The sequence below is a fragment of the Mesorhizobium sp. WSM4989 genome (assembly GCF_029625795.1).
Classification (GTDB): Bacteria; Pseudomonadota; Alphaproteobacteria; order Rhizobiales; family Rhizobiaceae; genus Mesorhizobium.
The window spans coordinates 1,040,104-1,053,027 of record NZ_JARTVN010000002.1; the positions used below are offsets into that span (position 1 = coordinate 1,040,104).

The 12,924-nt window shown below is 63.4% G+C and carries 15 protein-coding genes; 11 read left to right on the forward strand and 4 right to left on the reverse strand.

Annotation, left to right across the window (positions count from 1 at the left end):
* Positions 1-2: 2 nt before the first annotated feature.
* The 5 genes from preA (at position 3) to P9217_RS17715 (ending at position 3,443) form a co-directional block, all read left to right on the forward strand.
* Positions 3-1,316, forward strand: coding sequence for an NAD-dependent dihydropyrimidine dehydrogenase subunit PreA (gene preA / locus P9217_RS17695; RefSeq protein ID WP_067329150.1), 1,314 nt, complete (start codon positions 3-5; stop codon positions 1,314-1,316).
* A gap of 110 nt (positions 1,317-1,426) precedes the next feature.
* Positions 1,427-1,945 carry an Rrf2 family transcriptional regulator gene (locus P9217_RS17700; RefSeq protein WP_127325849.1) on the forward strand — a complete coding sequence of 173 codons (519 nt, stop codon included), beginning with the start codon at positions 1,427-1,429 and terminating at the stop codon, positions 1,943-1,945.
* 11 nt (positions 1,946-1,956) lie between these two features.
* Positions 1,957-2,415, forward strand: a complete 459-nt coding sequence (locus P9217_RS17705) for a carboxymuconolactone decarboxylase family protein (protein WP_278057309.1) — start codon at positions 1,957-1,959, stop codon at positions 2,413-2,415.
* Positions 2,416-2,841: 426 nt separating this feature from the next.
* Entirely contained in the window at positions 2,842-3,306 is a 465-nt protein-coding gene (locus P9217_RS17710) for a hypothetical protein (RefSeq protein WP_278088299.1), read from the forward strand.
* Positions 3,303-3,443, forward strand: a complete 141-nt coding sequence (locus tag P9217_RS17715; protein ID WP_278087380.1) for a hypothetical protein — start codon at positions 3,303-3,305, stop codon at positions 3,441-3,443. Before P9217_RS17710 ends, P9217_RS17715 begins: the two co-directional genes overlap by 4 nt.
* Positions 3,444-3,448: 5 nt before the next feature.
* Here the strand turns inward: P9217_RS17715 and P9217_RS17720 are convergent, their stop codons facing one another.
* Together P9217_RS17720 and P9217_RS17725 are read right to left on the reverse strand one after the other, a co-directional pair.
* A complete protein-coding gene (locus tag P9217_RS17720; protein ID WP_067328956.1) occupies positions 3,449-4,165 on the reverse strand; it encodes an SDR family oxidoreductase in 717 nt (238 codons plus the stop codon).
* Positions 4,162-5,007: an SDR family NAD(P)-dependent oxidoreductase gene (locus P9217_RS17725; RefSeq protein ID WP_127324034.1), complete on the reverse strand. Its 846-nt coding sequence runs from the start codon at positions 5,005-5,007 to the stop codon at positions 4,162-4,164. Before P9217_RS17725 ends, P9217_RS17720 begins: the two co-directional genes overlap by 4 nt.
* Positions 5,008-5,109: 102 nt before the next feature.
* Between P9217_RS17725 and P9217_RS17730 the strand changes: the two genes are divergently transcribed.
* Positions 5,110-5,982, forward strand: coding sequence for a helix-turn-helix transcriptional regulator (locus P9217_RS17730; RefSeq protein ID WP_278087381.1), 873 nt, complete (start codon positions 5,110-5,112; stop codon positions 5,980-5,982).
* 12 nt (positions 5,983-5,994) lie between these two features.
* On the opposite strand, the gene P9217_RS17735 is transcribed toward P9217_RS17730, so the two are convergent.
* Entirely contained in the window at positions 5,995-6,624 is a 630-nt protein-coding gene (locus tag P9217_RS17735; protein ID WP_095812645.1) for a TetR family transcriptional regulator C-terminal domain-containing protein, read from the reverse strand.
* A 254-nt stretch (positions 6,625-6,878) separates the two neighbouring features.
* On the opposite strand from P9217_RS17735, the gene P9217_RS17740 reads away from it, so the two are divergent.
* From P9217_RS17740 to P9217_RS17755, 4 genes are all read left to right on the forward strand, one after another.
* Complete coding sequence (locus tag P9217_RS17740; protein ID WP_278087382.1) at positions 6,879-8,207, forward strand: aspartate aminotransferase family protein; 1,329 nt, start codon at positions 6,879-6,881, stop codon at positions 8,205-8,207.
* Positions 8,208-8,276: 69 nt separating this feature from the next.
* Entirely contained in the window at positions 8,277-9,527 is a 1,251-nt protein-coding gene (locus P9217_RS17745; RefSeq protein WP_278087383.1) for a Zn-dependent hydrolase, read from the forward strand.
* Between the two features lie 64 nt (positions 9,528-9,591).
* Positions 9,592-11,043: a dihydropyrimidinase gene (hydA, locus tag P9217_RS17750; protein ID WP_067328963.1), complete on the forward strand. Its 1,452-nt coding sequence runs from the start codon at positions 9,592-9,594 to the stop codon at positions 11,041-11,043.
* Between the two features lie 2 nt (positions 11,044-11,045).
* Positions 11,046-11,423: a hypothetical protein gene (locus P9217_RS17755; protein ID WP_067328965.1), complete on the forward strand. Its 378-nt coding sequence runs from the start codon at positions 11,046-11,048 to the stop codon at positions 11,421-11,423.
* A gap of 17 nt (positions 11,424-11,440) precedes the next feature.
* Here the strand turns inward: P9217_RS17755 and P9217_RS17760 are convergent, their stop codons facing one another.
* On the reverse strand, positions 11,441-11,851 hold the full coding sequence (locus tag P9217_RS17760; RefSeq protein WP_170950346.1) for a cupin domain-containing protein: 411 nt from the start codon (positions 11,849-11,851) through the stop codon (positions 11,441-11,443).
* A 110-nt stretch (positions 11,852-11,961) separates the two neighbouring features.
* Here P9217_RS17760 and P9217_RS17765 point away from each other — a divergent pair, with 110 nt between their 5' ends.
* Complete coding sequence (locus tag P9217_RS17765; protein ID WP_066990627.1) at positions 11,962-12,753, forward strand: ABC transporter ATP-binding protein; 792 nt, start codon at positions 11,962-11,964, stop codon at positions 12,751-12,753.
* Positions 12,754-12,924 lie beyond the last annotated feature (171 nt).

Consider the following 12,924-nt stretch of genomic DNA (forward strand, 5'->3'; position numbering starts at 1 on the left):
GCATGGCAGACATCCGCAACACCTTCGTCGGCATCAAGTCGCCAAATCCGTTCTGGCTGGCTTCGGCGCCGCCGACCGACAAGGCCTATAATGTCGAACGCGCCTTCAAAGCCGGCTGGGGCGGCGTGGTCTGGAAGACGCTTGGCGAAGAGGGCCCGCCGGTCGTCAACGTCAACGGCCCGCGCTACGGCGCGATCTGGGGCGCCGACCGCCGGCTGCTCGGCCTGAACAATATCGAGCTGATCACCGACCGCGACCTGCAGACCAATCTGCGCGAGATGAAGCAGGTGAAGATGAACTGGCCGGATCGGGCGCTGGTCGCCTCGATCATGGTGCCTTGCGAGGAGGAAAGCTGGAAGGCGATCCTGCCGCTGGTCGAGGAGACCGGCGCCGACGGCATCGAGCTCAATTTCGGCTGCCCGCACGGCATGAGCGAACGCGGCATGGGCTCGGCGGTGGGCCAGGTGCCGGAATATATCGAGATGGTGGTGCGCTGGTGCAAGCAGTACACGCGCATGCCGGTCATCACCAAGCTGACGCCGAACATCACCGACATCCGCAAGCCGGCGCGCGCCGCCAAAGCCGGCGGCACCGACGCGGTGTCGCTGATCAACACCATCAACTCGATCACCGGGGTTGACCTCGACAGTTTCGCGCCGCAGCCGACCATCGATGGCAAGGGCTCGCATGGCGGCTATTGCGGCCCGGCGGTGAAGCCGATCGCGATGAACATGGTGGCCGAGATCGCGCGCGATCCGGAAACGCACGGCCTGCCAATTTCGGGCATCGGCGGCATCACAACCTGGCGGGATGCTGCCGAATTCATGGCACTCGGCGCCGGCAACGTGCAGGTCTGCACCGCGGCAATGACATACGGCTTCAAAATCGTGCAGGAGATGATCGCGGGGCTGGAGAACTGGATGGACGAGAAGGGCCACGCCTCGCTGTCCGACATCATCGGCCGCGCCACACCCAATGTCACGGACTGGCAGTATCTCAACCTCAACTATGTCGCTAAGGCGCATATCGACCAGGACGCGTGCATCAAATGCGGGCGCTGCCACATCGCCTGCGAGGACACCTCGCATCAGGCGATCACCAGCATGGTCGACGGCGTCAGGCATTTCGAGGTGATCGAGGCCGAATGCGTCGGGTGCAATCTTTGCGTCAATGTCTGCCCGGTCGAGGGCTGCATCACCATGGAACCGCTGGCCGCCGGCGTGCTGGATCAGCGCACGGGCATACCGGTGTCGCCGGTCTACGCCAACTGGACGACGCATCCGAACAATCCGATGGCCAAGGTGGCCGCGGAGTAGGGAACACTTTTGAAAGAAATGCGGCGCCTTCGGGTGCCGTTTTTCGTTACCTATATTGCAGATAAGAATTATCCATGATAGGTACTATCCATGAATTGGAGCCAAAGATCGTGAAGCTGGGAGAGGGCGTCGAAGCGGCGATCCACTGCGCCGCCATGCTTGCCGGCGTCGACGGCAACAGCACCATGTCGGGCGCGGCCATGGCCGAGGCGTTCGGCCTGTCGCCGAGCTATCTCTTGAAGCATCTCAATCAGCTGACAACGGCGCGCATCCTGGAATCCGTGCCGGGGCCGGCAGGCGGCTACAGGCTGGCGCGGCCGGCCGAGCGGATCACGCTGCTCGACATCGTGCTTGCGGTCGAGGGCAGGGAGCCTGCCTTCCGCTGCGGCGAGATCCGCCAGCGCGGCCCGGTCAAGCTCGACGCGTCGGCCTATGTCAAACCGTGCGGCATCAATGCCGCGATGCTGAGGGCCGAGCGCGCTTATCGCGCCGCGCTTGCCGATGCAAAGCTCTCCGACATCGTCGCCGATTTCATGAACGACGCCGATCCCCGCACCGTCGCCGCAAGCTGCGCCTTCGTCGAACGCCATCAGCGGGCGCAGAAAGTTAAACAACCAAGCAAAGCGTGAAAGGTAAGAGAATGAAACAGAGGCTGCAGTTCTTCGCCAAGGCGCCTGAAATCATGAAGGCGGTGATGGCGCTCAACAAGGCCGTCGAGGAGTGCGGGCTGGAAGAAAGCCTGATGCACCTGGTCAAGCTCAGGGCTTCGCAGATCAATGGCTGTTCCTATTGTGTCGAGATGCACAGCCGCGAGGCAAGGCGAGATGGCGAAACGGAGCAGCGGCTTTATTTGGTCGCCGCCTGGAAGGAGTCGCCGCTGTTTTCCGAGCGCGAGCGCGCCGCGCTCGCCTGGACCGAGAAGGTGACGAACATCTCCGACAACGGCGTTCCGGACGATCTCTACGCCAGGACGCTGGAGCAGTTCTCCGAGGAAGAGCTGGTCAAGCTGACAGTAGTGATCGGCATGATCAACACGTGGAACCGGCTCTGCGTTTCGTTCCAAGCCATCCATCCGATGCCAGCCGCCAAGGCTGCCTGACCATCCAAAGCCGCGCGGATCCGAAGACGGTGCCGCGCGGCTTTCATTTGTGAGATCAATGACATGTTTGAGAATTTTCAGAACGAGATTCTGTTTGCCGCACGCCTGCTGCTCGGCGACGCCTTCGTCATTGCCGGCCTGCGCAACGTCCAGCACAAGACCTATTCATCCCGATGATGGCGGCACGCGGCGTGCCAGGCAGGGCCGGCATTGTGGCTGGGCATGTCCTGCAGGTCGCGCCGGACGGCAGGTGATCGGCGTCTTGTTCACCGCGCTGGCGGCGGCAAGCCTGATCCTGTTCCTGATCGTCGCGACGGCCGATGTTTCACCATTTCTGGACATCAGGGTCCGGATCGCGCCTCACGCATCAACGGCTTCGTCGGCAATGTCGCCCTGGCCGCGGGTTCCTGGCGCGGGTCGCGCACTATGCCTGACAACCGCACTCGGATTCCGCGCAATCGATGGCGCCGCGTTAATCGGTTTGTCGCGATTGTCCTGTATTGGCAAAAAACAGGTTCGCCCGTCGGAGCGTTCATGGAGCAGAGCTGGACTGCATTCTGGGCACGCGTTTCGGATGCCTTTCACCAGGCGCTGGCTCCGTTCCGTGCAGTCGCGGGAGCCTTCGGCCAGCATCCGAGCGACATTCAGATATGGTGCTTTCTGTGCGGCGTCTTCTTCCTGGCGGTCGTCGCCATACAGACCTATGGCGACATCATGCTCAGGCGACGCGGCGCCTTTGCCACCGGCAAGGTGATCGGCATCGACAAGTCGAGCGACGGCCGGACACGCCGATCATCGAATTCGCCGACCGACTGGGCAAGACCTGGCGTTTCTACTCGCACCTGCCGGTCAACAGAACGACCGGGAACGTCGGCGCAGCGGTCGAAGTGATTTATGACCCTCTCCACCCGAAGCGGGCGCGGGAAGTGGGCCGCCCGCTGATGAAGGCAGTCCACCTGGTTGTCTGGTATGCGGTCGTCGCCGGGCTGATGGTGCTGGCCTTCCTGCCCGGCCTCATTTCCAATTGATCTATTCAGGCGGCGAAGCGCAGGCCGCCGTCGCAGGTCAGCACCTGGCCGGTCATGAAACCGTTGGACACCAGGAAGGCGATCGCGTCGGCGACGTCCTCGGCGCGGCCGATACGGCCGACCGCCGTCTTTCCGGCGTACTCGGCAAAGACCGCCTGCCGCTCTTCGCCCGATAGAAAATCCCACCAGGGCGTATCGATGACGCCGGGGGCCACGACGTTGACGCGCAGCGGCTTCAGTTCAACGGCCAGGATCGGGACTACGGTCAAAAGCATGCCGTTGATGGCGCCGATGCCGGCAATGCCGGGTGCTGCGATCTGCGCCGAGACGGCCGAAATGAAAGTGACCGATCCGGCTTTGTTCAAGGTCGGCAGGGCCGCTTGCAAGCAGCCTAGCTGCGGCTTGATCTTCTCGTCGACGCCGCCGCCGATGTCGGCAAGGTCGAGGGTCGCGAACGGCCCAAGGCCCTTGCCGCCGCTTGCGGCGAGAACGAGATGATCGAATGGGCCGAGACCATCGAAGAAGTGCCGGACCGCGTCCGGCTTGGTCGCGTCGAAAGCGGCCTTGCCGACGGTGCCGCCGAGGCTCTTCCAGGCGTTGTTCAGCTTGTCCTCGCTGCGGCCGGTGATCGTCACCTTCATCGCGGGGCTGAGCAGCCGTTTGGCTGTGGCAAGGCCAATGCCAGACGAGCCGCCGATGATGACGCAATGTTCGATGCTCATGAATGCTGTTCCTTGGATGTCGCGGAAGATTGTCCGGTCAGTTCGAGGCTGAGCGCCCGCAACCGGCTGCGGGCTTTTTCGTCATAGGCCTGGGCATCGGCGCGCGCTTCCCGCTGGCCATCGAAATAGAGGCCGCTGCGCCCTTCGAGCGCCGGAGATATTGCCAAGTTGAGGATCGCGTCGGCGCCGGTCTCGACCGAGCTCCACGGTGTGATGCCGGCCTGCCGGACCATGGTGGTATCCATGTAGCTTGCCGGATGGAGTGCATTGACGGTGACGCCGCTGCCTTCGAGCTGCTCGGCCAGATCGATGGTGAACAAGATCTGCGCCAGCTTGCTCTGGCAATAGGCGCGCACGCCGCTATAGCCGCGGGCCAGATTGATATCGTCGAAATCGATCGCCTGCTGGCCGGCGGAGGCGACATTGACGATGCGCGCCGGCGCGCTTGCCTTCAGCAAGGGCAAAAGCTCCGACGACAGCAGGAAGCCTGCGAGATAGTTTACGGCGAAGCGCATTTCGTAGCCGTCGGCGCTCACTTGCCTTTTTGCGCCTTCGCCGCCCGTGCCGACGCCGGCATTGCTGATCAATATGTCGAGCCGGTCGGTTCCTGCCCGCACGGCGCCGGCAAGGCGGCGCACTTCGGCGAGCGACGAAAGATCCGCAAGCAGAAATTCGGCGTTGCCGCCCTCGGCTTCGATGGCAGCGACTGTCGCCTTGGCGCGAGTTTGGTCGCGGCCATGTACCAGCACGCGGGCGCCGGCAGCGCCGAGCCTTTCAGCGACCACGCGGCCAACCCCGTCGGTCGAGCCGGTGACGAGAACGGTCTTATTCTTAAGTTCCATGTTCAGAGCCTCCTTATGCTGCTCTGAACGCAAGATGGGGCGCGGCGCGCAGGCCAAACAGTTCAATTTTTATCCTGGTATCGATACTGCTATAATAGCTGCATGGATGCCGTGCCCCATTCCCCTGACGACAGCCGCCGCCGCGAGCTCGGCGCTTTCCTGCGCTCGCGCCGGGAGCGGCTCTCGCCTGCCGACATTGGGATTGCGAGCGGCGCCAGGCGGCGTACGCCCGGGCTGAGGCGCGAGGAAGTGGCGATGATCGCCGGCGTCGGCACCACCTGGTACACCTGGCTGGAGCAGGGGCGGGACGTGCGGCCCTCGGTCGAGGTGCTGACCGCGCTCTGCGAGGCGCTGCGCCTGGACGCCGTCGAGAAGCGGCATCTGTTCATCCTTGCCGGCCGCCAGCAGCCGGAGCAGCGCACGGCGACGTCTGAAAAGGTCGACGCCACACTGCTGCACATGCTGGGGAGCCTCGTCCTACAGCCGGCTTATGTGGTTGGCCGGCGTTGGGATGTGCTCGCCTGGAATCCGGCGGCGGTCGCCTTGTTCGGCGACTATGGCCTGCTGGAGGGCGATGCCCGCAACATCGTCCATCTGGTGTTCACAAGCCCGCATCACCGCCGGCTGCTGGTCGACTGGGACGCGCTTGCCCGCATGGTGCTCGCTTCGTTTCGCGCGGAGAGCGCCAAATATGTCGGCGATCCGGATTTCGAGCGGCTGATCGCGCTGATGATGCGCTCAAGCCCGGAGTTCCGTGATTGGTGGCCGCGGCGGGACGTGGCGAGAAGGCTGACGGGCGTGAAACATGTCCGCCATCCCACAGCCGGCCCGATGGCTTTCGAGCATATGAGCCTGTCGATCGACGACGGCTCAGACATGCGGCTGATCGTCTACACGCCGTTGCCCGAGCAGAATACGATCGCCAAGCTCAAGAAGCTGCTGGAAGAGAAGCCCCCCGAGCGGCGCAGCGCCTGATCTTCGCCCGACCTAAGCTTTCGGCTTCAGCCCATCGAGGAACAGTTGCTCCAGGAACCGGGCAGCATCTTCGAAGCGGCCGTCGCCGCCGCGGTCGGGGCCGAGCACGGCGCGCACCTGGACGTCGAAATCGGCGTAATGCTGCGTCGTAGCCCAGATCGAGAAGATCAGATGCCAGGGGTCGGTGCGGGCGATCTTGCCGGCGCGCATCCAGCCCTTGATGACGGCGGCCTTCTCCTCGACCAGCGTTTTCAGCTCGCCCTCCAGCATCGGCATGATGCGCGGCGCGCCCTGCAGGATCTCGTTGGCGAAGAGCCGGCTTTCGCGTGGAAAATCGCGCGCCATTTCGAGCTTGCGGCGGATGTAGCTTCTGAGCTCGGTCATCGGATCGCCGATATCGTCAAGCTCGCGGAGCGGCGCCAGCCAGGTGTCCAGCAGCCGCTGCATCAATGTCTCGTGAATGTCCTCCTTGCGGCGGAAGTAATAGAGAAGGTTCGGCTTCGACATGCCGGCGGCTTCGGCAATCTGGTCGATGGTCGAGCCGCGAAAACCGTTGGCGGAGAAGACTTCCAGTGCGGCTTCCAGGATGAGCTCGCGCTTTTCCTGCTGGATGCGGGTGCGGCGTGGAGCTGAGCCTTCCATCCTGTCCGTCATCCTTGCCGGCTGCTGCCGTGTGGGCACTCTGGACCAATTCTCTGGACCAGTTTTTCTCCGAGCCGTGGAGCGCGCTTTCGATGCCGCATTTCCGTTAGTAGTCCCTTGACCGCCGACAGGGCGGTGCTAACGTTTGTCCAACCGGTCAAAATTTTGCGTAGCACGAAAACGCAACGAAGACCAAGCCTTGGGAAGACCAAGCGTTAGCGCACAGAAACAGGTTACAAGGGGAAATCTTGGTCATGTCCAACCGGCTGAAAGTCACGCCGAACGATCTCAGCGCATTCTGGATGCCGTTCACGGCAAACCGGCAGTTCAAGCAGGCGCCGCGCATGTTCGTGTCCGCCAAGGACATGCACTACACGACGAGCGATGGCCGCAAGGTGCTCGACGGCACTGCAGGCCTCTGGTGCGTCAACGCCGGCCACTGCCGGCCGAAGATCACCGAGGCCATTCAGCAGCAGGCCGCCGAACTCGACTATGCGCCGGCCTTCCAAATGGGCCACCCGATCGTCTTCGAACTGGCGAACCGCCTGGTCGATATCGCGCCGAAGGGCATGGACCATGTGTTCTTCACCAATTCCGGTTCGGAGTCGGTCGAGACCGCGTTGAAGATGGCGATCGCCTATCACCGTGTCCGAGGCGAGGGCTCGCGCACCCGGCTGATCGGCCGCGAGCGCGGCTATCACGGCGTCAATTTCGGCGGCATTTCGGTCGGCGGCATCGTCGCCAACCGCAAGATGTTCGGCACGCTGCTCGGCGGCGTCGACCATCTGCCGCACACCCATCTGCCGGAGAAGAATGCCTTCTCGAAGGGCGTGCCTGAGCACGGCGCCGAATTGGCGAACGAGCTGGAGCGTCTCGTCACCCTGCATGACGCCTCGACCATCGCGGCGGTCATCGTCGAGCCGGTCGCAGGCTCGACCGGCGTCATCCTGCCGCCGAAAGGCTACCTGCAGAAGCTTCGAGAAATCTGCACCAAGCACGGCATATTGTTGATCTTCGATGAAGTGATCACCGGCTTCGGCCGTCTTGGCGCGCCATTCGCCGCCGATTATTTCGGCGTCACGCCGGATATCATGACGACGGCCAAGGGCGTCTCCAACGGCGTCATCCCGATGGGCGCGGTTTTCGTGAAGAAGGAAATCCACGACGCCTTCATGAACGGCCCGGAGCACATGATCGAGTTCTTCCACGGCTACACCTATTCGGGCAATCCGATCGCCTGCGCCGCGGCTCTCGGCACTTTGGACACTTACAAGGAAGAAGGCCTGCTAACCCGCGGCGAGGAGCTGGCGCCTTACTGGGAAGACGCGCTGCATTCGCTGAAGGGCGAGCCGCATGTCATCGACATCCGAAATATCGGCCTGATCGGCGCGATTGAGCTGGCGCCGATCGCCGGTAGCCCGACCAAGCGGGCCTTCTCGGCCTTCGTCAAAGCGTTCGAACGCGGCGCGCTGATCCGCACAACCGGCGACATCATCGCGCTGTCGCCGCCGCTGATCATCACCAAGGGCCAGATCAACGAACTGATCGACCATGTTCGCGATGTTCTGCGCTCGGTAGACTAACTGCTCAAACCGCTCGGGCGGCGACGGGAACCGCCGCCCGACCGGAGACCTGAAATGAGAGGACTTTGAATGGCCGCCCCCGGCGAGAATCTGCGAATCAATTCAGACCGTTTGTGGGATTCCATCATGGAGATGGCGAAGATCGGCCCCGGCATCGCCGGGGGCAACAATCGCCAGACGCTGACCGATTCCGACAAGCAAGGCCGCGAACTGTTCAAGTCTTGGTGCGACGAGGCCGGGCTCACGATGGGCGTGGACCAGATGGGCACCATGTTCATGACGCGGCCCGGCACCGATCCGGACGCGCTGCCGATCTATGTCGGTTCCCATCTCGACACCCAGCCCACCGGCGGCAAATATGACGGCGTGCTCGGCGTGCTCTCTGGCCTCGAGGTCGTGCGCTCGCTCAACGATCTCGGCATCAAGACCAAACATCCGATCGTCGTCACCAACTGGACGAACGAGGAGGGAGCCCGTTTCGCGCCGGCCATGCTCGCCTCCGGCGTGTTCGCAGGCGTTCACACGCAGGACTATGCCTATGCCCGCAAGGATCTCGACGGCCTGAGCTTCGGCGACGAGCTGAAGCGGATCGGTTGGGTCGGCGACGAGACGGTCGGCGCGCGTAAGATGCACGCCTATTTCGAGTACCATATCGAGCAGGGGCCCATCCTCGAGGCCGAGAACAAGCAGATCGGCGTGGTGACCCACTGCCAGGGCCTGTGGTGGCTGGAATTCACGCTGACCGGCAGGGAGGCGCATACCGGCTCGACCCCGATGAACATGCGCGTCAATGCGGGGTTGGCCATGGGCCGCATCCTGGAGATGGTGCAGACGGTCGCGATGGAGAACCAGCCTGGCGCCGTCGGCGGTGTAGGCCAGGTGAAGTTCTCGCCCAACTCCCGCAACGTGCTGCCGGGCACGGTGATCTTCACTGTCGATATCCGCTCGCCCGATAAGGCGAAGCTCGACGGCATGCGCGCGCGCATCGAGAAGGAGGCGCCGAAGATCTGCGAGCCGCTCGGCGTGAAATGCGCCGTCGAGGCGGTCGGCCATTTCGATCCGGTGACCTTCGATCCGACGCTGGTCGGCCGTGTCCGCACCGCCGCCGAGAAGCTGGGCTACAGCCATATGAACATCATCTCCGGCGCCGGCCACGACGCCTGCTGGGCGGCCAAGGTCGCGCCGGCGACCATGGTCATGTGTCCCTGTGTCGGCGGGCTCAGCCACAACGAGGCCGAGGACATCTCCAAGGAATGGGCGGCGGCAGGCGCCGATGTGCTGTTCCACGCGGTGGTCGAGACGGCGGGAATCGTCGAATGACCGAATAGAAATCACCTCGAAAAAGCCGCTCGCAAAGAAGCGTGAAAAGATCAGGGGAACAGCTATGACCAAAGTCATCAAGAACGGCACCATCGTCACCGCCGACCGCACGTGGAAAGCCGACGTGCTGATGCAGCACGGCAAGATCATCGCCATCGGCTCGAACCTGCATGGCGATCACGAGTTCGACGCCACCGGCTGCTATGTCATGCCGGGCGGCATCGATCCGCACACCCATCTCGAAATGCCCTTCATGGGCACCTATTCGGCCGACGATTTCGAATCCGGCACGCGCGCGGCGCTTTCGGGCGGCACGACCATGGTCGTCGATTTCTGCCTGCCGGCGCCGCAGCAGTCGCTGCTGGAGGCGCTGCAGATGTGGGACAACAAGACCTCGAAAGCTGCCTGCGACTATTCCTTCCACATGGCGATCACCTGGTGGGGCAAGCAGGTCTTCGACGAGATGGCGACCGTCGTCGACAGGGGCATCACCTCGTTCAAGCACTTCATGGCCTACAAGGGCGCGCTGATGGTCGACGACGACGAGATGTATTCCTCGTTCCAGCGCTGCGCCGATCTCGGCGCGCTGCCGCTGGTCCATGCCGAAAATGGCGACGTGGTCGCGGCACTCTCGCAGAAGCTGCTTGCCGCCGGCAATAACGGCCCCGAGGGGCATGCCTATTCGCGTCCGCCCGAAGTGGAAGGCGAGGCGACAAACCGCGCCATCATGATAGCCGACATGGCGGGCGTGCCGCTCTATGTCGTGCACGTCTCCTGCGAGCAGAGCCATGAAGCCATCCGCCGGGCACGCCAGAAGGGCATGCGCGTCTATGGCGAGCCGCTGATCCAGCACCTGACGCTCGACGAGAGCGAATATTTCAACAAGGACTGGGACCATGCGGCGCGGCGCGTGATGAGCCCGCCTTTCCGCAGCAAGTGGCACCAGGATTCGCTGTGGGCGGGCCTGCAGGCCGGATCGCTGCAGGTGGTGGCGACAGACCACTGCTCCTTCACCACCAAGCAGAAGCGCAACGGCGTCGGCGACTTCACCAAGATCCCGAACGGCACCGGCGGCCTCGAGGATCGTTTGCCCGTGCTTTGGACGACCGGCGTCAACACCGGTCGGCTGACGATGAACGAGTTCGTCGCGGTGACCTCGACCAACATCGCCAAGATCCTCAACATGTATCCGAAGAAGGGCGCGATCGTCGAAGGCGCGGATGCCGACATCGTGGTCTGGGACCCGAAGCGCAAGAAGACGATCACGGCCAAGAACCAGCAGTCGGTGATCGACTACAACGTCTTTGAGGGTTTCGAGGTGACAGGGCTGCCGCGCTTCGTCTTTTCGCGCGGCGAACTGTCGATCGAAGAAGCGGACGTCAAGGCCAAGGTCGGGCACGGGGAGTTCGTGGCGCGCGAACCGAACGCCGCTGTCAACCGCGCGCTTTCGACCTGGAAGGAGATCAGCGCACCGCGCAAGGTGGAGCGCACGGGCATTCCGGCGACCGGAGTTTGAGCGTGCGCGCAACTCACCTTCTGACCGGGGCAGCCGTGCTGCTGGCCGCCGGCCAAGCTTTCGCCGCCGGCATCGATCTCTCCAAGCCCTGGGGCAACAAATCCGGCTGCATCAACAAGAACGGCCAGGAGGTCTATGCCGAGGACATGCTGCTGTTGACCAGCGAGGCGTTCGTCACGGTCGCCAGCGCCTGCACCTTTACCGACAAGAGACCCCAGGCGAATGGCTCCCTTGTGGTGACGGCGCAGTGCGAGGCGGAAGGCGAGGAGGGGCAGACGCCGGCCCAGTTCATCATCAAGCGCAGCGCCAAGAACGCCAAGAGACTGGTGATCGCCGACAAGGACGGCAACGCGATGGGAGAAGTCTCCCGGTGCAAATGACGGCGGTCCCGTCGACCTCAGGCAACCAACGCATCCAGTTCCGGCATCAGGACCACGCTTTCCTGCTCGTTGGGATCGGTGCGGGCGATGACCGCCGAAGAGGGCGCTCCGCTCAGATTGGCGGGCAGATGCGGCACGCCCGCCGGAATGTAGAACAGGTCGCCGGCCTTGACGACTTCGTGATGCTCGAGCCGGTCGCCATACCAGGTGTGGACCTCGCCGGAGAGCACATAGATCGCGGTCTCGTGGTTCTCATGCATATGCGCCTTGGCGCGGGCGCCGGGCGGCATGGTGAGAAGATGCATACAAATGCCGGAGGAGCCGACGGTTTCGGCGGCTATACCGGCGAAATAGCTCAAGCCTTGCTTGCCTTCATAAGTGCTTTCAGGGCGAATAAGGTGGCATGTGGGTTTAGGCGACATCGGCAAGGCTCCGGGCGTCGATCAAGTGGGACTGGACGAGTGGAAAGCAAGGCAATCGTAAAATCAACCGGATTCCGGCCGGCGCGGCAGCGGCTGCGAAAGACAGGTTTCTGCCGATGAGCGGACAGTCGCCAGCCGTCGTTTCGGCAAGCAAGCTCGGCCTCACCTTCCAGACCAATGACGGTCCGGTGCAGGCGCTGTCCAATGTCGATCTCACCATCGGCAAGGGTGAGTTCGTCTCCTTCATCGGCCCCTCCGGCTGCGGCAAGACAACCTTGCTGCGCGTCATCGCCGATCTGGAGAAGCCGACCTCGGGAACGATCTCCGTCAATGGGATTTCGCCGGAGCAGGCGCGCGAGAAGCGGGCTTACGGCTATGTCTTCCAGGCGGCGGCGCTGTTTCCTTGGCGCACAATCGAGCGGAATGTGGCGCTGCCGCTGGAAATCATTGGCCTCAGCCAGGCCGAGCAGGCGGAACGCATCAAGCGAACCCTCGAACTCGTCAACCTCTCCGGCTTCGAGAAGAAGTATCCCTGGCAGCTGTCCGGCGGCATGCAGCAGCGCGCCTCGATCGCGCGCGCGCTCGCCTTCGACGCCGATTTGCTTTTGATGGACGAGCCGTTCGGCGCGCTCGACGAGATCGTGCGCGATCATCTGAACGAACAGCTTCTCGAACTCTGGGATTCGACCAACAAGACGATCTGCTTTGTCACTCACTCGATCCCCGAGGCGGTCTATCTGTCGACCCGCATCGTGGTGATGTCGCCGCGGCCGGGCCGCGTCACCGACGTGATCGAATCCACCTTGCCCAGGAAGCGGCCGCTCGACATCCGCGAGACGCCGGAATTCCTGGCGATCGCCGCGCGCGTGCGCGACGGGTTGAGGGCGGGGCACAGCTATGATGATTGAGGGTGCTTGCCAGCGGACGGACACCCGCTGCTTCGACATCCTGGGGCGGAGCAAGCGCGAAGCCGCGCGCGTGGCGGGAGCCGACCGCCGTGATTTCGTTATCCTAGGGTGGAGCGACGCGAAGCGGAGCGCAGACCCTAGGATCCATGCCGTGACGTCGACCGAAGGCCG